This window comes from Streptomyces sp. NBC_00873 (genome assembly GCF_045207415.1).
In the GTDB taxonomy this organism is placed as follows: domain Bacteria; phylum Actinomycetota; class Actinomycetes; order Streptomycetales; family Streptomycetaceae; genus Streptomyces.
This window is the reverse complement of the sequence record NZ_CP108803.1, coordinates 7620847-7641945: the sequence shown is the minus strand read 5'-3', so window position 1 is coordinate 7641945 and position 21099 is coordinate 7620847. Positions and strand designations below refer to the sequence as shown.

The following is a 21099-nucleotide window of genomic DNA, read 5'->3' as shown; positions in this document are numbered from 1 at the left end:
CTGACTAACGCCGTGTCATATGCATGTCCTTCGCCCGGGCAGCATACGTGTGCTGCGGCGGCCGCCAGTCCGCAATGCCGTCGAAGGTACGCAGCACCAGGGCCGGCCCGAGCCGGGACACGGCGGACCTCAGCGTGTCGCGCACCGCGACGGAGGCGGCGCTGGTCAGGCACATCAGACGGGCCACCCGGGCAGCCTTGCGGACGATGGCGCCCGTCCGGGGGAGCCGGTCCGCACTGTATGCGGCGAGCGCCGTCCCGAGGTCGGCGTCGGGCGCCGCGTGGTGGGCGAGAACGATTGCGTCCTCGATGGCCTGATTGCCGCCCTGTCCGAGGCTGGGCGTCATGGCGTGGGCGCTGTCGCCGACCAGGACGGTCCGGCCTCGGTGGAATGCGGGCAGCGGGTCGATCAGATGGTGCACATCGTTGCGGAGGACCTGGTCGGGTTCGACGGCGGCGATGATCCCCGGGATCGGATCGTGCCACGCGCCGAAGCGGCGCAGCAGCTCGGCCTTCTCGTCGTCGGCGGCTCGGGCTCCGGCGGGGGCGACCGCGGCTGCATACGCGTGGATCCGGCCGTCCTTGAGCGGCTGGGTGCCCCTGAGAGGCTGTCGGGGGCTACCTCTGAGGGCGCCGCGGCCCCGGGTCTCGTGCGGGGCGAAGGGCTGCTCGGGCGCGGGGACGACGACGCGCCGGGTGGTGAAGCCGGCGTACGACGGCCCGGGTGATCGGGGAAGAGCTGCGCACCGGCTTCGCCGAACTGCTGCGCGGCATGCTGACACCCCCCTGCGAATAACATCTGGCCAGGTCTTGATCACTGAGAAAGAATGCCCGGCATGACCGCAGACGAACGCTCCGAACCCGCCATCACAGCCGCCGAACGCCCGATGCTCGAGGGCTGGCTCTCCTATCACCGCGACACGCTCGCGCTGAAATGTGCGGGGCTCACCGACGCCCAGCTGCGCGAGGCGTCCGTACCGCCGTCGCAGCTCAGCCTGCTCGGGCTCATACGGCACATGTCGGAGGTGGAGCGCCACTGGTTCCGCAACGTCATGGCCGGCGAGGAAGCGAAGTCGCTGTACTGCACCGATGAGGACGAGGACGGCGACTTCCATCCCACCGAGGCGGACACCTGGGAGGAGGCCGGGACCACCTGGCGGGCGGAGATCGACGCGGCCCGGGAGGTCGCCGCGAAGCACGGGCTCGACGACCTGTCGGTCGGCCGCAGCCGCAAGGGCGAGCAGTTCAACCTGCGATGGATCTACACCCACATGATCGAGGAATACGCGCGGCACAACGGCCACGCCGATCTGGTCCGGGAGCGGATCGACGGCGCGACCGGCGACTGACCCGAACCCCACGCCCCCGGTCGGCAGACGGCAGCAGCCGGGGCGTTGCGCTGACCGGGGTCACTCGTGAGGGCCAATCATCACCGGCCCGCTCGCCCTGCGCCCTGCCCGCACAGCAGAGTTGCCCGGGTGCAGCGAACCAGTATCACCGTGAAGCTCCTGGTCGGCGTGGCAGTCACCGCCGTCACCGGCTGTGTGTCCGTGGAGCCCCGGCCGGGCATTGCGCCCCGGCCCGAGACCAGCAGGCCCGTCCAGGACCTGGCGCCCCAGATCGTGCGGCCGCCGGTCCGGGACACCCTGGAGGCGATCCCCGACCCGAAGCCGTCGCCGAGGGCGTCCGGCCGACCGGCGAAGGCGCCGTCGGACACCCAACGCACCGCGCCACGCGCCCCGCAGCGGCGGGAACACATCGGCGTGCCCCGGCCTCGTCATGCCCCGCCCGCAGCCGCGCGGGTGCCGAATCCGCCGGCCGCCCCCGTCACCGGGACAAGTGTCTGCGCGCTCGGCCGGAGCTACGGAGGCTGGTCCGCGGGCAGCCCCGAAGCCCGGATCTGCGAGGACACCTACGGCCACTGAATGCCCTGTCGGTCGCGGATCCCGCCGGGATCCGGCCGAATCGGATCGTTGCGGCCCGCCGGCAACGGACGGGCCGCAACGATCCGCGGCAGGCCTCGGCTCACAGCTCCCGCAGCCGCCGCTCCAGCCGTCCGATCGCCGCGCGCACCCCTCCCCCGTACGCGTCGTCCGCGAGAGCCTCGGACGCCTTCCGCGCCCGGTCCAGATGGACCCGGGCCGCGTCGGGGCGCTGGAGCTTCACATAGTCCGCCGCAAGGTTGAGGTGGAGCGAGGGGTAGAAGGCCCGCACCGCGAGCGGGTCGCCGTGTTCCGCGACGCGCCCGTCGGAGAGCCCTTCGGCGGCGGTCAACGCCCTTAGATCCCATGCCAGTTTGTCGCCGGGATCGTCCTGGGTGTCGGCCATGTAGTGCGCGAGGGTGCAGCGGTGCAGGGCGTCGCCGTCCTCACCGATCTCCGCCCAGAGCGCCCCGAAGCGGTTACGGGCCTCTTCCCGGTCGCCGCCGTGGAGCAGCATGATCGCCTGGCCGATCCTGGTCATGACGGCATCCGTCGACGCCTCCTGCTGCTCCGTCACCGCGGTCTCCCTCGCATGCGTCCAGCCGTTCCCGGTTCACCCCGGTCGACGTCGATCGGGCCCGGTGGAGCCCGTTCGATTCCGGTCACGGCGACGCTAGCGGCTGGCAGCGGCAATCCCGCTCAGGCTCGGGCTAGGACCTTTCTTTCGGGTCCGGCGCCGTCGGCCATGACCCGACGGAGACCCCCGGGAGCCCCGGGCCCGTCGGGCCGGCTCCGGGCGGATCAGCCCAGATCGGGGATGCGCCAGTCGATGGCCTGGTGTCCCTGCGCCGCGACCGCCTCGTTGATCTGCGTGAACGGACGGGAGCCGAAGAACTTCTTCGCGGACAGCGGTGACGGATGTGCGCCCTTCACCACCGCATGGCGCTCCTCGTCGATCAGCGGGAGCTTCTTCTGGGCGTAGTTGCCCCAGAGCACGAAGACCGCCGGATCGGGCCGCGTGGCCACCGCGCGAATCACCGCGTCCGTGAACTTCTCCCAGCCCTTGCCCTTGTGCGAGTTGGCCTCGCCGGCGCGGACCGTCAGCACGGCGTTGAGCAGCAGGACGCCCTGCTCGGCCCACGGCATCAGATACCCGTTGTCCGGGACCGGCAGGCCGAGCTCCTCATTCATCTCCTTGTAGATGTTCCGCAAGGAGGGCGGTGTCCTGACGCCGGGCCGCACGGAGAAGCACAGCCCGTGCCCCTGCCCCTCGCCGTGGTACGGGTCCTGGCCGAGAACCAGGACCTTCACCTTGTCGTACGGAGTGGCTTCCAGGGCCGCGAAGACCTGCTCGCGGGGCGGGTAGACCGGTCCCTTGGCCCGCTCCTCCTCGACGAACTCGGTGAGCTCCTTGAAGTACGGCTTCTGCAGCTCTTCGCCGAGGACGCCGCGCCAGGACTCGGGCAGCAGGTCGGTGTCGGTCACTTCAACAACCTCCGGTACGCAATCGGTTCTTGACCACAGAACCTACCGGGGGCCACTGACAACCGGCCGGGCGAGCCCTACCAGCTTGTCTTGCGGTACAGCTCCCACATCTGCATGACCGTCTGCGGGTCCAGGGCGCGCTCGCCGCCACCGATGTCCTCGCCCGCCTCGACATAGAGCTTGCCCTGCCACAGGGGCAGCAGCCGGACGTCGTCGACCAGGATGTTCTGAGCCTGCTCGAACTGTTTGCTGACCGCGCCCCGGTCGCTCTCCTGGCGGGTCTGCGGCAGCAGGTGCTGGGTGATCTCGGTCTTGTCGTACGGCATCCCGGTGACACTCTGCTTGCCCACGAAGGGGGCGATGAAGTTGTCCGGGTCCGGGAAGTCCGGGTTCCAGCCGCGGCCGAAGACCGGGTACTGCCCCTTGGTGAAGCCCTGCTGGAGCTTCTTCCACGGCAGGCCCTTCAGCGTGATCTTGAACAGACCCGACGCCTCCAGCTGACGCTTCAGTTCACCGAACTCGGGTTCCGTCGACGAGCCGTACCGGTCGGTGGCGTACCAGAACGTCATCGCGACGGGCTCGGTGATGCCCGCCTTGACCAGGATCTGCTTGGCCTTCTCCTTGCTCGGGTTGCCGAAGCTGTCGAAGAAGCTGGTGGTGTGGCCGGCGATACCCTTGGGGATCATGGAGTACAGTGGCTCGGCGGTGCCCTGGTAAACCTTGGCAACGAGCGCGTCCCGGTCGACGAGCTGTGCGACGGCCCGGCGGACAGCCGGGTTCCCGGCAGCCGGGTCCTCGGGGTTGAAGACCAGGAAGCGGATGTCGGCGCCGACGGTCTCGATCAGCTGCAGGTTGCTGTTCTCGTCCTTGTTGTCCTCGAGGTTCACCACCTCCTCCGCGGTGAGGCCGCGGTAGGTGGCGTCGATCTCGTTCTTCTTCAGCGCGTCGACCATGGGGGCGGACCTCTTGAAGTACCGGATGGTCACGGCGTTGTTCTTGCGGTTGGCGAAGCCCTTGTAGCCCTGGTTCTTCACCAGCTCGGCGAGGTCCCCCGGCACGTAGCTGTCCAGGAGGTAGGGGCCCGACCCGGTGACCTTGCCGTCCTCGCGGATCTTGTCCTTCGGGTAGTCGCTGGGCGCCACGAGGGACATCGCAGGGGTGGCCAGAATAAACGGGAACGTGGCGTCCGGCCTGGTCAGGTGGAAGATAACGGTGTCGTCGCCCTTGGTCTCGACCCGGTCGAGCGAGCCGAGCAGGCCAAGGGGCCCGCCCTTGACCTTGATGGTCGTGATCCGGTCGATGGAGTACTTCACAGCCTCGGCGTCGAGCTTGTCCCCGTTGGAGAACTTCAGGCCCTTCTTGAGCGTGCAGCGGTAGGCCGTGCTGGTCCGGTCCGTGAACATACAGGAGTCCGCGGCGTCGGGCTCCGGGCTCGTACTGCCGGTGGGGAAGCTCACCAGGGTCTGGAAGACATTACGCATCAGCTCCCACGAGTTGTCCCATGCCGCCGCCGGATCGAGGGTGGAGGGCTCACTCGTGGTACCGACGACTATCTTCTGCTCCGCCTCCGAGCCATTGTCGGAAAGCAGACCGCAGCCGGCCAGCAGAGAAAGGGAAGCAAGGGCTGCAGCGGCCTGCAGCCTGGCCCGGTAGAACACGTGCACGCTCCTCGATCAGCCATGGGTCGGCAGACCATACCGCAGCGCCCCGTCGGGTCAATCCGCAGGTCCGACGGGGCACTTGAGTCAATCAGGGCCAAACCGGCGCAGGCTGCGCTCAGCCCATGCCCGCATTCAGGGAGATGCCTCCGTCGACCACCAGCGTCTGTCCGGTGATCCAGTCGGACTGGCTCGACGTGAGGAATGCGGCGGCTCCGCCGACGTCCTCGGGGGCACCGAGCCGGCCGAGCGGATAGGAGGCTGCCACCTCCGCCTCACGCCCCTCGTACAGCGCCTCGGCGAACTTGGTCTTGACCACGGCCGGAGCGATCGAGTTGACCCGGACGACCGGGGCGAACTCGTGCGCCAGCTGCAGGGTCAGATTGACCATGGCCGCCTTGCTCATGCCGTACGCGCCGACGAAGGGCGAGGCGGAGATACCGGCGATCGAAGCGATGTTGACGATCGCCCCGCCGTTCTCCTTCTGCCAGGCCTTCCAGGTCTGCTGGGCGAAGCCGAGCGCCGAGATCACATTGGTCTCGTAGACCTTGCGCGCGACATTGAGGTCGAGCTCGGCGATCGGGCCGAACACCGGGTTCGTACCGGCGTTGTTGACCAGGAAGTCCACGCGGCCGAACGCCTCCATGGTGCGCTCGACCGCCGCCGCCTGATGCGCCTCGTCGTGCGCCTTGCCCGCGACGGCGATGACCCGGTCGGAGCCCAGCTTCTCGACGGCCTCCTTGAGGGCTTCCTCGCCTCGCCCGGTGATGCACACCCGGTCGCCGCGGGCGACGAGCGCCTCCGCGATTCCGTAACCGATCCCCCGGCTCGCGCCCGTGATGAGCGCGACCTTTCCGCTGTCCTGCACAGTCATGATGTCTGCTGCCCTTCGGGTCAGTTGAGCGGTCCGCCGGCGACGTACATGACCTGGCCGGAAACAAAGCCCGCGTCGTCGCCGGTGAAGAAGGCGATGGCGTTGGCGATGTCCTCCGGGCGGCCGACGCGCTGCACGGGGATCTGGGTGGCGGCGGCGGCCTGGAACTCCTCGAAGCCCATGCCGACCCGGGCCGCGGTCTGCGCGGTCATCTCGGTGACGATGAAGCCGGGGGCGACGGCGTTGGCGGTGATGCCGAACTTGCCGAGCTCCTTGGCGAGGGTCTTGGTAAAGCCCTGCAGACCGGCCTTGACGGCGGAGTAGTTCGCCTGACCGCGGTTGCCGAGCGCCGAGGACGAGGACAGCGAGACGATACGGCCGAACTTGGCGTCCACCATGTGCTTCTGGACCGCCTTGGCCATCAGGAACGCGCCCTTGAGGTGCACGTTCATCACGGTGTCCCAGTCGGACTCGCTCATCTTGAAGAGCAGGTTGTCGCGGAGCACGCCCGCGTTGTTGACGAGGATGGTCGGCGCACCGAGCTCGGCGGCGACCCGCGCGACGGAGGCCTCCACCTGGGCGCTGTCCGACACGTCGCAGCCGACGGCGAGGGCGGTGCCCCCGGCGGCGGTGATCTTCTCGACGGTGTCCTTGCAGGCCGCCTCGTCGAGGTCGAGTACGGCGACGGCGCGGCCCTCGGCCGCCAGCCGTACCGCGGTGGCGGCGCCAATGCCTCGCGCCGCTCCCGTCACGATGGCGACACGCTGCTCGGTGGTGGACATGCTTGGTTCTCCTCGCCCTTGGATCGCGGCTCAGCGGACGTCAGGAAGTTCCCGATAACTGAGCAACCGCTTAGTACCTTCAGCAGACGAGACGCTAGAAGCCCTGGCACTCGGTGTCAACGGCCCACGGGCGCAGCAGTACATGTCACACCGGACGGCGCCGCGACCGCAGGGTCCGCGGGCGGCGCCGACAGTGGCCGGATCAGCGCACCAGCAGGTCGAGCAGCCGCTCGACCTCGGCCTCCGGATCGGCGGTGAGGCCGCTGTGCACGGCGCTCGGCTGGACCACCGTGGAGCGCGGGGCGATCAGCCAGCGAAAGCGCCGCCCGGCGTCGTCACCGGCGGCCTGGCCGGCCGCGTCGCCGCCGCCGCAGTGGTCCTCGACGGCCCGCAGCGCTGCCCGGACCCCGACCACGTCGGCGTTCGGGTCAAGCGCCCTCAGTTTGCTCTCGTCGAGATGGGTGCGGGCGGCCACGAAGGACTTTGCGCGGCAGTACACCAGCACGCCCGCGTTGAAGCACTCACCGCGCTCGACCCGGGGCACGACGCGCAGCAGCGCGTACTCGAAGACGTCACGCTTGCTCACTGACTGTCGCCCTTGCTGCTCTGCGCCTCGTCGGCCCGCTCGGCCGCCGCCTTCTCGGCCGCCGCCTTCTCGGCACGGTCCTTCTTCGTGGGGTGTGGCCACGGAGTGAGATGCTCGGTCAGCCACCCCGGCGCCCGGGACGGCTTCGTCTTCGTGGGCGCGTCCATCGAGATCCGCTCGTGGATCGTGGCGGCGCGCGCCAGCAGCGGCTCCACGTAGGCGCGGCGCAGCGCGTCCGTCGTGTCGAAACCGGACTCGTCGACCAGCCACTCGTCGGGCACCTCGGCGGTCACCTCGGTCAGCAGCTGCTCGGTGACGAGCGGGGCGAGCTCGGCGGCCGCGGCGGCGATGTCCGGGCCGAAGGGCGCGAGCACATGGTCGGAGGCGTTGTACGGCTTGGCCGCGGAGGCCTGCGCACCCGGCCAGTTGTGGTGCCAGATCATCGTGGCACCGTGATCGATGAGCCAGGCGTCCCCGTGCCAGACCAGCATATTGGGGTTCCGCCACGACCGGTCGACATTGTTGATCAATGCATCGAACCACACGATCTTCCCGGCCTCTGCCGGGTCCACCTGGTAGGCGAGCGGATCGAAGCCGATCGAACCGGGCAGATAGTCCATTCCAAGATTCAGCCCGCCGCTCGCCTTGAGCAGTTCCTGCACCTCTTGGTCCGGCTCCGCGAGCCCGATGACCGGGTCGAGCTGGATGGTGACGAGCTCCGGGACCCGCAGTCCCAGCCGCCGGCCGAGTTCCCCGCAGATGACCTCCGCGACGAGGGTCTTCCGGCCCTGCCCGGCGCCGGTGAACTTCATGACGTACGTACCGAGATCGTCGGCCTCGACGATCCCGGGCAGTGATCCGCCCTCCCGCAGGGGGGTGACGTAGCGGGTCGCGGTGACTTCGGTGAGCATTTTCCCAGGCTATCGGGTCCCACGTGCGGTCTTCACGAGCAACGGTGCGGGCCAAAGCCGACGCCTCCACCAGAACCTGGAATGAGCCGTGGGGAGAATCTGTGGAGTTTCGGCTCCGAACCTCGCTCCCCCCACGCGCACCAACACCAGCTTCCACACACTTCGAGGGTGTGGCGGACGTGGGAGCCACCGAAATAGCCGCTGCCAGAGCACAGTCGCGCATTCCCGCCCGAACGGACGTGCCGTCACCCGGTCGACCCCGGCGCTCGCACCAGAAGTGACGACGGTCTGGCTCATGACCGCCGGGCATCCGGGACCCGGCGGGCCCATGGGACACCCGATCGGACCACCGGTGAACTGGTGAAATTCGAGGTGCCACCGCCAGTCGTACGGGCCGTCGACGGTGGCAGGCTCCACCATCGAGTCAACCGGGAGGGACGGAGAACCGATGGCGCAGGAGCTGCAGGAAGCCGCGTCGGCCGAGCCGGTGGGCAACAGGCGCATCAATGCCGGTGTGAGGCTCATGGGCTGGCTGACGACCACGGACCACAAGGTCATCGGCAATCTCTACATGGTCACCGCGTTCGGGTTCTTCCTGCTGGGCGGAGTGCTGGCCATGCTTATGCGAGCGGAGCTGACCCGGCCAGGACTTCAGATTGTCAGCGCGGAACAGTACAACCAGCTGTTCACGATCCACGGCACCGTCATGATGCTGCTGTTCGCCACGCCGATGTTCGGCGGCTTCGCGAATGCCATCATGCCGCTGCAGATCGGCGCGCCCGACGTCGCCTTCCCTCGCCTGAACGCGCTCACCTACTGGCTCTTCCTCTTCGGCGGAATCATCGTGGTGTCCGGATTCGTCGTGCCCGGCGGCGCGGCACACTTCGGCTGGTTCGCCTACGCTCCGCTGAACAGTGCCGTCTTCTCACCCGGCGCCGGCGGAGACCTCTGGACCATGGGCCTGGTGCTGTCGGGGATCAGTACGACCCTGGCATCGGTCAATTTCATCACTACGATCGTCTGTCTGCGCGCCCCCGGTATGACCATGTTCCGGATGCCGATCTTCACCTGGAACGTTCTGTTCACCTCGATCCTCGCGCTGCTCGCGTTTCCGGTGCTCGCTGCCACGCTGCTCGTCCTCGAAGCCGACCGGAAGTTCGGGGCGCATGTTTTCGACTCCGCCAACGGCGGGGCACTGCTGTGGCAGCACCTGTTCTGGTTCTTCGGCCATCCCGAGGTCTACATTGTCGCGTTGCCCTTCTTCGGAGTGGTGAGCGAGATCATTCCCGCGTTCAGCCGGAAGCCGATGTTCGGGTATTTCGGAATGGTGATGGCCACGATCAGCATCACTATGCTCTCAGCGGTTGTCTGGGCCCATCACATGTTCGCCACGGGAGCCGTTCTCCTGCCGTTCTTCTCCGCCATGTCGTTCATCATCGCCGTGCCCACCGGTGTCAAGTTCTTCAACTGGATCGGCACCATGTGGCGCGGCAGTATCACGTTCGAGACACCCATGCTCTGGGCGATCGGCTTCCTCGTGACATTTCTCCTCGGAGGCCTCAGCGGGGTGCTGATCGCCTCGCCCCCGCTGGACTTCCACCTCACCGATTCGTACTTCATCGTCGCCCACCTCCATTACGTGCTCTTCGGAACAGTGGTCTTCGCAATGTTCGGCGGCTTCTACTTCTGGTGGCCCAAGTTGACCGGACGCATGCTGGATGAACGCATCGGACGTATCCATTTCTGGACCTTGTTCGTCGGCTTTCAGCTGACATTCCTGGTCCAGCACTGGCTGGGTGAGGCCGGAATGCCCCGGCGTTACGCCGACTATCTCGCGGCGGACGGCTTCACCTTGCTCAATACGATCTCGTCCTTCGGCTCCTTTCTGCTGGGCCTGTCGACACTGCCGTTCCTGTACAACGTGTGGCACACCAACCGTTACGCGCCGAAGGTCGAGGTGGACGACCCGTGGGGGTTCGGCCGTTCCCTGGAGTGGGCGACCTCCTGTCCACCCCCGAGGCACAATTTCCGGGCTTTGCCCCGCGTACGTTCCGACTCGCCGGCCTTCGACCTGCACCACCCCCTCAAGGAGAAGCCGGGCCTCGGCCGAGGCGGGTCCCACTCCATTTCGGGCGCTGAGGAGGAGTCGGGCGAATGAAGACCGAGGCCATTCTCTTCGCCGGAGTCGCGGGGTTCTTTCTCGTGACCGATGTTCTCTACGCCGTGTGGTCCCGGGATCCGACAGGCACGGCGGCTCTCACCGTCTCGTTCCTCATGGCGTTGCTGGTCACGTTCTTCTTCGCCACCAACTACCGGAGGAAGGGACTGCGCCCCGAGGACCGCAGGGACGGGCAGATCCATGAGCGGTCCGGTCCGGTGGACTTCTTTCCTCCGCACAGCATCGGGCCGTCGCTGACAGCCGCGGGGACGGCCCTGCTCGCTCTCGGTGTGGTGTTCGGTCTGTGGCTCTTCCTGATCGGGCTGGGCCTGGTCCTGGCGGGGGTGTTCGGAATGGTCTTCCAGTACGCGCGTGTGCAGGGCTGAGGGCGACTCTCAGTCCTCGGGCTCGCGAACCGGCTCCGGCGACGCGGTCCTCGCGGCGATCCGGGACCGTTGCTCGTCCGTGGCGGGCAGTTCCACGAGGTCCCTGTAGTACCACCCGCTCAATACGGTCCGAAGCCGTCGCCGACGCGAGATCGGGCCCTCCGCGGGGAGCTCCAGGGGCGTCGGGACATCACGCATCAGGATGCGGTAGCGGGCTGTCGGGCTCAGGCCACGGCGGCTCTCCGAGAGATCACCGTTCACCGACTGTGTCACCTGGCCGGTCTCCTCGCCCTCGGTCAGCCGACGGCGGTCCCGCATCTGAAGGGCGAGGCAGAGGCGTTTGGTCAGCGCGAACGCCAGGAGCGGGGCGGCGATCAGCGCGATCCTGAGGATCCAGGTCATGACCTCGACCGAAACCCTGAACGAGAAGGCGACGACATCGTCGCCGCCGGCGACCAGGAGAACGGCGTAGAAGACGATGGCCGCCACGCCGAGCCCCGTACGGGTCGGCCGGTTGCGCGGCCGGTCACACAGATGGTGCTCCCTGCGGTCACCCGTCACCCACTTCTCGAAGAAGGGGTAGAGGAACAGCACCGTGAAGACCACACCTGGCAGCACGATCGCCGGAATGAACACATTCCACATGATGGTGTGGCCCGCAATGTCGGTCTCCCATGGCGGCATCAGCCGGAGCGCGCCCTCCAGGAACCCGACATACCAGTCCGGCTGTGCGTTACCGGAAACCTGGTAGGCGCGGTAGGGGCCGTAGTTCCATACGGGGTTGATCTGGGCGAGCCCGCCCAGCAGGGCCAGTACGCCGAACACCATGAGGAAGAAACCTGTGGTCTTCGCGGTGAAGTGCGGGAACGCCGGTGAGCCGACGGCGTTCTTGTTGGTCTTCCCCTGCCCCGCCCAGTGGGTGTGTTTGAGGTAGACCACCAGCATGAGATGAGCGGTGATCAGCGCCACGATCAGACCGGGCACGAGCAGGATGTGCACGGCGTACAGACGAGGGATCACGTTTTTGCCCGGGAACTGTCCTCCGAAGACGAACAGCTCCACGTGCGTTCCGACGACAGGGATCGACCCCACAATGGTGGCCGCCGTCCTCAGCCCCGTACCGGACAGCAGATCGTCGGGCAGCGAGTAGCCCGCGAATCCTTCGAGGAGCGCGAGTACGAACAGTGTCACGCCCACGATCCAGTTGGCCTCCCGCGGCTTACGGAAGGCGCCTGTGAAGAAGATCCGCAGCATATGGGCAGCAATCGCGGCGACGAACACCAGTGCCGCCCAGTGGTGGACCTGACGGATGAGCAGGCCTCCGCGCACGTCGAAGCTGATGTTGAGGGTGGTGGTGTAGGCCTGCGTCATCCTCACGCCCCGCAGGGGCGCATAGGAACCGGTGTAGACGCTCTCCATCATGCTCGGGTCGAAGAACAGGGTGAGGTACACGCCGGTGAGGACCAGGACCACGAACGAGTAGAGGGCGATCTCGCCGAGGAGAAAAGACCAGTGGTCGGGAAAGGCTTTGCGCAGCAACTGCCTGGCCAGCTCGCTGACGGGCAGGCGCGCATCCATCGCACCGTATCCACTGACCGCCGCCTTCCCGGCCCGGGTCTTCAGCTGCGCCTTACGTTTCCGCAGGGGCATGCACCACTCTCCCGTCGATCTCCCTTCCGTCACCCGTCCCTTATTGTTCCGGTTCGCCCTTTACGAGTAACGCATTACTCGAAGGGATTACGCAGAATCGCGGTATCGGCACCTGATCGGCCGACCTGGCCCTGACGTACCGGGTGGGACCGCGCTGGTGCGCGGGGCACACCCCGCAAGTGCTGTGCGAGTCCCCGCTGCCAAAAGGGGCGATGCCCGTCGCCTCGTCGCCCTCGACGCCATGGCTCCGTTCGCCCAACCGGCAATCTCCATAGGCGGTCGGCGGAACCTTGAACGTCGGCGACTTCCCCCGCATCCGCGAACATCCGGTCCGCGCCAGACGCCCCCACGACGGGAGTCCCACGAAGCGTCAGGCGAGCGCCCTGCGGGCCGACATCCATGCGTAGACCAGGACACCCGCGAAGAGGAACAGCACGCCCTGGTAGACGGCGGCGTAGCCGGAGCCCGCCAGGAGCCACATGGAGAAGCCGAAGGCGGCCAGCGCGAGCACGGCGTCGCGGGCGAGGCGAGCCGGGCGGACCCGGTCGCCCTGCCCCGAGATGAGGAAATACAGCTGGGCCGCCGTCGCCAGGAGGTACGGAACGGTCGCGGTGAAGGTCGTGACCAGCACCAGGATCTCGAACACCCGGGCCGTCCCGGCCATGTAGTTGTAGACGGTCAGCAGCGAGGCGAGGACGACCGTGACGATCACGCCGAAAGTCGACACACCCCGCCGCTTCACCGCGAAGCGTGCCGGGAACAGCCCGTCGCGGGCGGCGGCGTACGCGGTCTGGGCGCTGAGCAGCGTCCAGCCGTTGAGCGCGCCCACGATCGACACCAGCGCCGCGCAGGCGACCGCCGCGCCGCCCCACGTGCCGCCGAACATGGCGTTGACGGCGTCGGTGAAGGGGGCGCTGGAGGTGAGCAGCTTGTCGTGCGCGACGGTGCCGAAGACGGCGAGAGTGCCCAGCAGGTACACCAGCGCCGCGCCGAGCGTTCCGAGGACGGTCGCCCGCCCGACGTTGCGCCGCGGGTTGCGCACCTCACCCGCGCTGACCGCCGCCGACTCGACGCCGAGGTAGCTGAAGAGCAGGATCGCGGCGGACGCCGAGACCGCGCCGAGGGCGCTCCCTTCGGTGGCCTGGAAGGGACCGAGGTTGTCCGGGTCGAAGAAGAACAGCCCGCCGATCGCGACCAGCAGCAAGGGCACGAACTTCAGCACGGTGGAGACAAGTTGCACCGCGCCGACGTAACGGGTCCCGGCGAGGTTGGCGAGTGCCGGCAGCCACTGCACGACGAGTGCGGCCGTCATCATCAGCCACGGCGAATCATGCAGGGGCAGCAGCACGTCCAGGTAGCCCACGGCGGTGACGGCGAGCGCCGCATTGCTCACCCAGGAGGTGATCCAATACGACCAGGCGGCCAGGAAGCCCGCGAAATCGCCGAAGGCCTCGCGTACGTAGACGTACGGCCCGCCGGTGCGCGGGTCGCGCTGCGCGAGCCGCCCGAAGACGAGCGCGAGCGCGATGGCACCGATGGTGAGCACGCCGAAGGCGACGAGGCTGATGGTGCCGTACGGGGCGACGGACACGGGGAGCAGGAAGATGCCGCCGCCGATGATGTTGCCCATGACCAGCGCGGTGGCGACCGGAAGCCCGAAGCGCCGGGCGTGCCGGCTGCCCCCTTCCCGCTCCGGGGACGGGAGCTGCCCCTTCTGGGCGGAGGCGGGGCCTTGGGCCGGGGCCGCAGCGGGGCCGCCCGGGGCCGGAGCCGACTGCGAGACGGTTCCGGTGTCGTGCATGGGGATGGTGCGCCTTTCATCGTGCTCGGTACCGTCGCCTGCCCCGCGGGGCCTCGCCACGGCCCCCGGCCCGCGTGCAGCGGCAGCGTGCGGGCGCACGCCTGCTGCGGAAACCGCCGGGGGATCCATCCCATGGTCGGATATTCGGACACCGCACACCAAATCGCCGGTAAATGTTCACTGAGGCGCTGGCCGCGACCGAAAATCGGACGGAATGGGCCCGTGTGACCGCGCATCCTTCTCCGCACGCGCGGTGGCGTACCCGGCGGCGGCCACGGCGAACGCGGAGGTGTCATTGCACCTGGTGCGGGTGTCGGACGAACGGGTCGCGGTGCGGCTGCCCACGGCCGCAGGCGAGGACCACCCGCAGGGGACGTGGACGGACCCGGCGTTCGAGTATGTCGCCACGGCCGCGTGGGACCGGCACGGTCCGCTGGTCTCCGTACAGGCGCGTGATCAGCGCTCGGTGTACGTCCTGGCGGTGGATCCGGCCACGGGAGAAACCCGGACCCTGCACCGCGCCCACGACGCCGCATGGGTCGCCCTCCGGCCGGGTACGCCGCTGCGCCTCGCCTCCGGGGCGCTCGTCGTCCCCGCGCAGCCCGGCGGCGACACCCAGGGGCTGGACATCGACGGCCGTACGACACCGCCGGGACTGGCGGTCCGCGAGGTCGTCGGCGCCGTCGGTGAGTGGGTGTTCATCACCGCGAGCGAGGAGCCGACGGACATCCATGTCTGGTCGTACGCGGCAGGGTCGACCGGCGACGGTCCCGTACGCATCAGTGGGACGCTGGGTGTACACACGGCCGCGGCAGGCGACCCCACGCTCGTACTGGACAGCAGGACCCCGGACGGGCAGACGGTGTCGGTGCTGCGCGACGGTGCCCCGACGGGGCGGATCGGAGCCCTCGCCGAGACTCCCGTGGTCACCCCGCGGCCCCTCGCACTGAGCCTGGGAGAGCGGGAGCTGCGCAGCCACCTGTACCTGCCGTCCTGGCACCGCCCCGGCGACGACCGCCTGCCCGTGCTCCTCAGCCCATATGCGGGCCACGGCATGCAGTTGGCCCTGCAGGCGCGCGGCTGGTGGACCGCAGTCGCCCAGTGGTTCGCCGAGCACGGGTTCGCGGTGCTGGTCACGGACGGGCGTGGCACTCCGGGGCGCGGCGAGGCGTGGGAGAAATCCGTGCGGGGCGACCGGCTGACGGCTGCCCTGCGGGATCAGATAGACGCGTTGCAGGCGGCGGTCGCACAGTATCCCCAGCTGGACCCGGGGAGGGTGGCGATGCGCGGCTGGTCGTTCAGCGGCTATCTCGCTGCCGCGGCCGTACTGCGTCACCCGGACGTGTTCCACGCTGCGGTCGCGGGCGCCGCACCGACCGACCGGCGGCTGTACGACACCCACTGGGAGGAGCGGTTTCTCGGCCATCCGGAGGTGGACCCGGAGACGTACGAGCGCAATTCGCTACTGCCCGAGGCGCACCGGCTGACGCGGCCGCTCATGCTGGTCCACGGACTCGCCGACGACAATGTGACCGTCGCCCACATGCTGCGGTTCTCCGCCGCGCTGCTGGCGGCGGAACGACCACACACGGTGCTGCCGCTCTCCGGGTCGACCCACCTGGTCACCCAGGAGGAGACGGCCGCCCATCTGTTGGTCCTGGAGCGGGACTTCCTGAGGAAATCCCTCGGTCGTTGAACACGGGACGTCGACCGCGCGTATCCCTGGTCGAAGCCATGAACAACGCGGAAGGGAACGTCAGCATGAGCGCATCGCAGGAGCACGAGGTCCGTCCCGGGCGTCGCACCGTCGTCGCAGCCGCCGGTGCCGTCGGAGTGGCCGCCGTACTCACCGCGTGCGGCGGCTCGAAGGACTCGGGCGGCTCGGCTGCCGTCGAACAGGCCGGTGCCCGGGGTGCTGCGGGCGTCCTGGCGAAGACCGCCGACATCCCCGAGGGCGGCGGAAAAGTCTTCGCCGACAAGGGTGTCGTCGTCACGCAGCCGAAGGCCGGGGAGTTCAAGGCGTTTTCGTCGAAGTGCACGCATCAGGGGTGCGCGGTGTCGAGCGTCTCGGGCGGCACGATCAACTGCCCGTGCCACGGCAGCAAGTTCGACGCCGCGACGGGCAGTGTGTCGGCGGGCCCGGCCACCGAACCGCTGCCCACCGCGTCGATCAAGGTCGTGGGCGACTCGATCACGCTCGCCCCCTAGGACCTGGCCCTCCGGGGGCTCTGCCAGCAGCCCAGCACGTCCTGCGTGGTAGCGACGGTGGCGACGAGGGCGAGCGTGTTACGGATCATCGCGGGGGTGTAGTCGGCGGGCACCCCCGCGATGGCGTCGGACGGCACGACCGCCGTGTACCCGAGGTTCACCGCGTCGAAGACGGCGTTGGGGATGGCGACATTGGCCGAGACGCCGGTGACGACGAGGGTGCGGCAGCCGAGATTGCGCAGCAGCGCGTCCACATCGGTGCCGGCGATGGGCGAGAGGCCGTGCAGCCTGCGTACGACGATGTCCTCGTCGGCCACCTCGATGGGCGCGGCGATCCGGACCGCCGTTGTGCCGGAGTGCTGCTGCACGGGCAGGCGCCCGGCGGCCCGGAAGAGGCGGGCGTTGTGGTTGGCACCGCGCCCGTCGGGGCGCCGCTCGGCGACCGCGTGCAGCACCTGGACACCGGCCTCGTGGGCGGCTGCGACCAGCCGGGCGACATGGTGGAGAGCGCCGGATCCGCGCGCCGCCTCGGCGAGTTCGGGCAGTGCGCTGTCGGGGCCCACGACGCCCTGCTGGCACTCGACCGTCAGAAGCACGGTGGTGGCCGGATCGAGCTGCTCGGCGAGCTGTTTCCTGGACGGCACAGCTGCCCCTCTCGGTGGCTCCTGGTGTCTGCAGGCGGTCTTTCTGCTGACGGCCGGGCGCGCGAGGCTAACGGCCATTGCGCCAGGAGGGAAGAGGATCCATGATTTCTGACACCTGGTCAGCTAATGGGAAGGGGCGCCCCATGGCCATCATTCAGCGACGGGGCCGTCGGATCATGATGACGGACGCGGAACGCGACACGTACCTCGCGGAGCAGCGCACCTGTCGGGTCGCCACCGTCTCCGCCGACGGCCGCCCGCACATCGGCGCACTCTGGTTCACCTGGGACGGCACCTCGCTCTGGCTGTACTCGATCACCCGGTCCCTGCGCTGGTCACAGCTGCGCCAGGACCCGAAGATCGCGGTGGTCGTCGACGACGGGGTGGAGTACGGAGAACTGCGTGGCGTCGAGCTCTCGGGCGCGGCAGCCTTCGTCGGCGAGGCCCCTCGTACCGGCGAGGCATGTCCCGAACTGGACTTTCCGGAACGGCTGTTCGCGGCGAAGTACTTCGGGATGGACGTGATGCCGCACGACGGGCGGCACGCGTGGCTGCGGCTCACCCCGGAGGCGATCACCTCCTGGGACTTCCGGAAACTGGCAAACCCGGCCTGATTCCACCGCCCCGCCGTCACGAGGTCAGGCCGCACCGTCCCCGTTCAACGGAGCGTCGAAGTCCCGGCCCGCCGCACGCAGGGCCGCAACCGCCGCCCGGATCGACGGGCGGCGGTCCGCGTCCGCCCGCCACACGGCGTGGACGTGCCGTCTCATCTTCTGCCGCACGGGCACGAGCCGCACCCCATCCGGCACAGCTCCCCGCCCCAGCCGGGGCGCCACGCAGACACCCACCCCGGCGGCGATCAGCGCGAGCTGGGTGTGGTGTTCGCCCGCGAGATGAGCGATGCGCGGCTCGATTCCCTTGGAGCGCAGCGTGAACATCAGCCAGTCGTGACAGAACTCGCCCTCCGGCCAGGAGATCCAGTCGTCGTCGGCGAATTCCTCCAGATCCACTTCCGTCCGGTCCGCGAGCGGGTGACCGGCCGGCATCGCGATGTCCGGTGCGTCGTCGAGCAGTTCGGCCATCGCCAGACCGCCGGGGACCGGCAGCCTCTTGTTGCTCCAGTCGAGCACCACCGCTAGGTCGATATCGCCCCGCATCACGGCACGAATGCCGACTTCCGGCTCCAACTCGGCGGTGCGCACCTTCAGTTCGGGGTGGTCCGCGCGCAGCGTGGCAAGCATCGCCGGGAACAGTCCGCGCGCTGCGGTGGGAAACGCGCCGAGCCGGATCTCGCCCACCACCTCTCCGCGCTGAGCCTCGATGTCGGACTGCGCCAGCTCGACCTGGGACAGGATCCTCGCGGCATGGTCGGCGAGCAGCTGCCCCGCGTCGGTGAGCCGGACCCCGCGGCCGTTCCTGGCGAGGAGCTGCTGCCCCACTTCGCGCTCCAGTTTGGCCAGCTGCTGGGAGACTGCCGACGTGGTGACATGCAGGCCCTCGGCCGCGCCGCTCACCGAACCGAAGCGGGCGAGGGCGTCCAGAGTACGCAGACGCTCGAGGTTCAACATGTAAGCGATGCTACGCGAAGACTTACATAAAGTCTCACTTGTCCTACGCGGTTGAATTCGTCATCGTTGTCCTCATGACCGCCCCCACCGCGACCGCCGCCCCCACCCGGGCGACCGGTGTTCCCGCCCCCTCCTCCGCACGCCGCCCCGCACTGGACTGGCGGATCCGCTTCGCGGCACTGTCGCTCATCTGGGGCTTCAGCTTTCTCCTGATCAAGGTCGGCACCGAGGCGTACGCCCCGTTCCAGGTGACGCTCGGCCGACTCCTGTCGGGGACGGCGGTGCTGGCCGTCGCCATGGTGGTGCGCCGCGAGCGGCTGCCGCGCACCGCCCGCACCTGGGGCCATCTCGCCGTCGCCGCGTTCTTCCTCAACGCGCTGCCGTTCTCGCTCTTCGCCTACTCCGAACTGACCATCCCGTCGACGCTGGCCGGCATCTGCAACGCCACCTCGCCGCTGTGGGGGATGGCGCTGTCCCTCGTCGCGCTCTCCGAGGACCGGCCGACCCGTCGCCGCGTGGCGGGACTCGGCCTCGGCTTCCTCGGTGTGCTGACGGTGCTGGGCGCCTGGCAGGGCTTCTCCGGGCTGGACGTCAGCGGCACGGCGATGGCGCTCCTCGCCTCCCTCAGCTACCCGGTCGGCTGGATCTACGTCCGCAGGACCCTGGCGGGCAGCGGGTCGTCCACCCTCGCCCTGACCGGCAGCCAGCTCTTCCTCGGCACCGTGCAGATCGCCCTGGTCACCCCTCTGTTCACGTCGGCCCCGGAGGGCTTTCCCCTGCTGCCGACGCTCGCTGTCGTCGCGCTGGGGGCGCTCGGTACGGGCCTTGCGGTGCTGATGCAGTACGGCCTGGTCGAGGAGGTCGGACCGACGACCGCACAGATGGTCACGTACTTCATTCCGGTCATCGCCACCGCGGCCGGGGTCGCCCTGCTCGGCGAACAGTTGACCTGGAACACCCCGGTCGGCGCCCTGATCGTCCTGACGGGCGCCGCCCTGACCCAGAGCAGAGCCCGTAAGCCCAAGTCCCGACAGCTCGCCCCGTCCCGCCGGACCACCGCGTCCGAGCCCGAACCGCTCGCCCCGTCCCGCCGGACCACCGAACGCCACCCGGCTCAGCCGTAATTCATCTGCTCAGCCGTAATTCATCGGGCGGAGCGGTCCCGCCGCTGCCGCCACCGCATCCGCCAGCGGCTCGATGTCGGCCGCGGTGAGCGGTGACACGGTGAGCCGGACCCCCTGCGGTGCGGCGACCCGGAACCGCGCCCCGGGCGCCACCGCCCAGCCCGCGCCCAGCAGCCGGGCGACGGTCCCGGTCTCGTCGCTCACCGGCACCCACACATTCATACCGCTGCGGCCGTGCGCCTCGACACCGCGCTCCTTCAGCGCCCGGACGAGCGCGTCCCGCCGCTCCCCGTACGACCGGGCGACCGCGTCGGTGTCGATGGCGCCCGAGGTCAGCAGGTGCGCCACCGCCCGCTGCAGGAGCCTGCTGACCCAGCCGGGCCCCAGCCCCTGCCGCCCCAGGACCCGGTCGACCGTGACCGCGTCCCCGGTCAGCACGGCAACCCGCAGATCGGGCCCGTACGCCTTGGCGACCGACCGCACGAACGCCCACCGGTCCGTGACACCCGCCAGCGGATGCAGCGGCAGATCGACGATGGCGTGCCCGTGATCGTCCTCGATCAGCAGCACTCCGCGGTGACCGGCGAGAACGCGGCGCAACTCCTCGGCGCGCGCCGCCCCGACAGCGGCACCTGTCGGGTTCTGCGCGCGGTCCGTCACCACGAGCGCACGGGCACCGGCGCTCAGCGCCCCTTCGACGGCGTCGGGCAGTGGCCCCTCGTCGTCCACGGGAATCGGCACGGGACGCAGACCCAGCGCCGGTACGAGATCGAGCAGGGAGCCCCAGCCGGGGTCCTCGACGGCGACCGCGTCACCGGGCTTGAGATGAGCGACCAGCACCCGCTCGATCGCGTCCAGGGATCCGGAGGTGACGGCCACGGGCCCGGCCGGCACCCCGTCGGCGTCGAGGGCGGCACGTGCCGGAGCGGCGAACTCCGGGTCCACCGGCGCCTCTCCGTACATCCCCGGCCGCTCCGCATACGCCCGCGTGGCCGCCGCGAACGCCTCGTCCAGTGGTGGCAGCAACGCCGGATCAGGGTTCCCCTCTCCCAGGTCGCGCGCCCCGGGCGGCGCCTCGACCCGGAGCGAGCCACGCGCCGTACTGGCGGGGCGCGGACGCACCCGACTTCCCCGGCGACCGGCCGTCTCGATCACCCCGCGCTCGCGAAGGGTGCGGTAGGCGGCCGCGACCGTATTCGGATTGACCTCCAATTGGGCGGCCAACTCCCGCATGGGGGGCAGCACTTGCCCGGGCGCGAGCTCGCCCGACCCGACCGCTCGCTCAACACTCGCGGCAATCTCCGATGCACGCCGCCCGACGATTCGATACTCTTCTAGCACAA

General features: G+C 69.2%; 19 protein-coding genes and 2 pseudogenes. 8 read left to right on the top strand and 13 right to left on the bottom strand.

All coding sequences use genetic code 11. The annotated features are described in order from the left end of the window. Window positions 1–4: 4 nt before the first annotated feature. Window positions 5–751, bottom strand: a pseudogene (locus tag OH809_RS35280) (FAD-dependent monooxygenase); the annotation flags it as partial. A gap of 84 nt (window positions 752–835) precedes the next feature. On the opposite strand from OH809_RS35280, the gene OH809_RS35275 reads away from it, so the two are divergent. Together OH809_RS35275 and OH809_RS35270 are read left to right on the top strand one after the other, a co-directional pair. Continuing rightward, window positions 836–1348, top strand: a complete 513-nt coding sequence (locus OH809_RS35275) for a DinB family protein (RefSeq protein ID WP_406417446.1) — start codon at window positions 836–838, stop codon at window positions 1346–1348. A 129-nt stretch (window positions 1349–1477) separates the two neighbouring features. Continuing rightward, a complete protein-coding gene (locus tag OH809_RS35270) occupies window positions 1478–1924 on the top strand; it encodes a hypothetical protein (protein WP_406417447.1) in 447 nt (148 codons plus the stop codon). Window positions 1925–2024: 100 nt separating this feature from the next. Here the strand turns inward: OH809_RS35270 and OH809_RS35265 are convergent, their stop codons facing one another. The 7 genes from OH809_RS35265 to OH809_RS35235 form a co-directional block, all read right to left on the bottom strand. Continuing rightward, window positions 2025–2498: a hypothetical protein gene (locus tag OH809_RS35265; RefSeq protein ID WP_406417449.1), complete on the bottom strand. Its 474-nt coding sequence runs from the start codon at window positions 2496–2498 to the stop codon at window positions 2025–2027. A gap of 224 nt (window positions 2499–2722) precedes the next feature. Next, complete coding sequence (ung, locus tag OH809_RS35260) at window positions 2723–3406, bottom strand: uracil-DNA glycosylase (protein WP_393309580.1); 684 nt, start codon at window positions 3404–3406, stop codon at window positions 2723–2725. Between the two features lie 77 nt (window positions 3407–3483). After that, window positions 3484–5064, bottom strand: a complete 1581-nt coding sequence (locus tag OH809_RS35255) for an ABC transporter substrate-binding protein (RefSeq protein ID WP_406424802.1) — start codon at window positions 5062–5064, stop codon at window positions 3484–3486. Window positions 5065–5182: 118 nt separating this feature from the next. Continuing rightward, window positions 5183–5938 (bottom strand): SDR family oxidoreductase, encoded by a 756-nt coding sequence (locus OH809_RS35250; protein ID WP_406417451.1) that lies wholly within the window; start codon window positions 5936–5938, stop codon window positions 5183–5185. A gap of 20 nt (window positions 5939–5958) precedes the next feature. Then, the gene (fabG, locus tag OH809_RS35245; RefSeq protein ID WP_406417453.1) at window positions 5959–6720 is read right to left on the bottom strand and encodes a 3-oxoacyl-ACP reductase FabG; all 762 of its coding nucleotides are present in this window, start codon (window positions 6718–6720) and stop codon (window positions 5959–5961) included. Between the two features lie 202 nt (window positions 6721–6922). Further along, window positions 6923–7306, bottom strand: a complete 384-nt coding sequence (locus OH809_RS35240; protein WP_406417455.1) for a DUF3037 domain-containing protein — start codon at window positions 7304–7306, stop codon at window positions 6923–6925. Beyond that, window positions 7303–8217 carry a HipA family kinase gene (locus tag OH809_RS35235; RefSeq protein WP_406417457.1) on the bottom strand — a complete coding sequence of 305 codons (915 nt, stop codon included), beginning with the start codon at window positions 8215–8217 and terminating at the stop codon, window positions 7303–7305. Before OH809_RS35235 ends, OH809_RS35240 begins: the two co-directional genes overlap by 4 nt. 523 nt (window positions 8218–8740) lie before the next feature. On the opposite strand from OH809_RS35235, the gene ctaD reads away from it, so the two are divergent. After that, entirely contained in the window at window positions 8741–10375 is a 1635-nt protein-coding gene (gene ctaD, locus OH809_RS35230; RefSeq protein ID WP_406424804.1) for a cytochrome c oxidase subunit I, read from the top strand. After that, entirely contained in the window at window positions 10372–10761 is a 390-nt protein-coding gene (locus OH809_RS35225) for a cytochrome c oxidase subunit 4 (protein ID WP_406417458.1), read from the top strand. The genes ctaD and OH809_RS35225 overlap by 4 nt, the downstream gene beginning before the upstream one ends. 9 nt (window positions 10762–10770) lie before the next feature. Here OH809_RS35225 and OH809_RS35220 read toward each other — a convergent pair whose 3' ends face one another. Beyond that, a complete protein-coding gene (locus OH809_RS35220) occupies window positions 10771–12411 on the bottom strand; it encodes a cytochrome bc complex cytochrome b subunit (RefSeq protein ID WP_406417459.1) in 1641 nt (546 codons plus the stop codon). A 370-nt stretch (window positions 12412–12781) separates the two neighbouring features. Further along, window positions 12782–14212, bottom strand: a complete 1431-nt coding sequence (locus OH809_RS35215; RefSeq protein ID WP_406417460.1) for an amino acid permease — start codon at window positions 14210–14212, stop codon at window positions 12782–12784. Between the two features lie 247 nt (window positions 14213–14459). Here OH809_RS35215 and OH809_RS35210 point away from each other — a divergent pair. Both OH809_RS35210 and OH809_RS35205 read left to right on the top strand, forming a co-directional pair. After that, window positions 14460–15908 (top strand): annotated as a pseudogene (locus tag OH809_RS35210) (prolyl oligopeptidase family serine peptidase); the annotation flags it as partial. Between the two features lie 65 nt (window positions 15909–15973). Continuing rightward, window positions 15974–16420, top strand: coding sequence for a Rieske (2Fe-2S) protein (locus OH809_RS35205; protein WP_406417462.1), 447 nt, complete (start codon window positions 15974–15976; stop codon window positions 16418–16420). Here OH809_RS35205 and OH809_RS35200 read toward each other — a convergent pair. Further along, a complete protein-coding gene (locus OH809_RS35200; RefSeq protein WP_406417464.1) occupies window positions 16417–17064 on the bottom strand; it encodes a cysteine hydrolase in 648 nt (215 codons plus the stop codon). The genes OH809_RS35205 and OH809_RS35200 overlap by 4 nt on opposite strands. A 143-nt stretch (window positions 17065–17207) precedes the next feature. Between OH809_RS35200 and OH809_RS35195 the strand changes: the two genes are divergently transcribed. Further along, window positions 17208–17678 (top strand): pyridoxamine 5'-phosphate oxidase family protein, encoded by a 471-nt coding sequence (locus OH809_RS35195; protein WP_406417465.1) that lies wholly within the window; start codon window positions 17208–17210, stop codon window positions 17676–17678. 24 nt (window positions 17679–17702) lie between these two features. On the opposite strand, the gene OH809_RS35190 is transcribed toward OH809_RS35195, so the two are convergent. Continuing rightward, a complete protein-coding gene (locus tag OH809_RS35190) occupies window positions 17703–18632 on the bottom strand; it encodes a LysR family transcriptional regulator (protein ID WP_406417467.1) in 930 nt (309 codons plus the stop codon). 74 nt (window positions 18633–18706) lie between these two features. On the opposite strand from OH809_RS35190, the gene OH809_RS35185 reads away from it, so the two are divergent. Then, a complete protein-coding gene (locus OH809_RS35185) occupies window positions 18707–19756 on the top strand; it encodes a DMT family transporter (RefSeq protein ID WP_406417469.1) in 1050 nt (349 codons plus the stop codon). A 9-nt stretch (window positions 19757–19765) separates the two neighbouring features. On the opposite strand, the gene OH809_RS35180 is transcribed toward OH809_RS35185, so the two are convergent. Further along, window positions 19766–21097 carry an aminotransferase class I/II-fold pyridoxal phosphate-dependent enzyme gene (locus tag OH809_RS35180; protein ID WP_406417470.1) on the bottom strand — a complete coding sequence of 444 codons (1332 nt, stop codon included), beginning with the start codon at window positions 21095–21097 and terminating at the stop codon, window positions 19766–19768. Window positions 21098–21099 lie beyond the last annotated feature (2 nt).

Excerpts from the sequence above, each read along its gene's own strand:
- OH809_RS35185 (WP_406417469.1), top strand. The coding sequence starts at position 18,707 with ATGACCGCCCCCACCGCGACCGCCGCCCCCACCCGGGCGACCGGTGTT.
- OH809_RS35275 (WP_406417446.1), top strand. The coding sequence starts at position 836 with ATGACCGCAGACGAACGCTCCGAACCCGCCATCACAGCCGCCGAACGC.
- ctaD (WP_406424804.1), top strand. The coding sequence starts at position 8,741 with ATGGGCTGGCTGACGACCACGGACCACAAGGTCATCGGCAATCTCTAC.
- OH809_RS35215 (WP_406417460.1), bottom strand. The coding sequence starts at position 14,212 with ATGCACGACACCGGAACCGTCTCGCAGTCGGCTCCGGCCCCGGGCGGC.
- OH809_RS35220 (WP_406417459.1), bottom strand. The coding sequence starts at position 12,411 with ATGCCCCTGCGGAAACGTAAGGCGCAGCTGAAGACCCGGGCCGGGAAG.
- OH809_RS35235 (WP_406417457.1), bottom strand. The coding sequence starts at position 8,217 with ATGCTCACCGAAGTCACCGCGACCCGCTACGTCACCCCCCTGCGGGAG.
- OH809_RS35225 (WP_406417458.1), top strand. The coding sequence starts at position 10,372 with ATGAAGACCGAGGCCATTCTCTTCGCCGGAGTCGCGGGGTTCTTTCTC.
- OH809_RS35195 (WP_406417465.1), top strand. The coding sequence starts at position 17,208 with ATGGCCATCATTCAGCGACGGGGCCGTCGGATCATGATGACGGACGCG.
- OH809_RS35190 (WP_406417467.1), bottom strand. The coding sequence starts at position 18,632 with ATGTTGAACCTCGAGCGTCTGCGTACTCTGGACGCCCTCGCCCGCTTC.
- OH809_RS35250 (WP_406417451.1), bottom strand. The coding sequence starts at position 5,938 with ATGACTGTGCAGGACAGCGGAAAGGTCGCGCTCATCACGGGCGCGAGC.
- OH809_RS35205 (WP_406417462.1), top strand. The coding sequence starts at position 15,974 with ATGAGCGCATCGCAGGAGCACGAGGTCCGTCCCGGGCGTCGCACCGTC.
- fabG (WP_406417453.1), bottom strand. The coding sequence starts at position 6,720 with ATGTCCACCACCGAGCAGCGTGTCGCCATCGTGACGGGAGCGGCGCGA.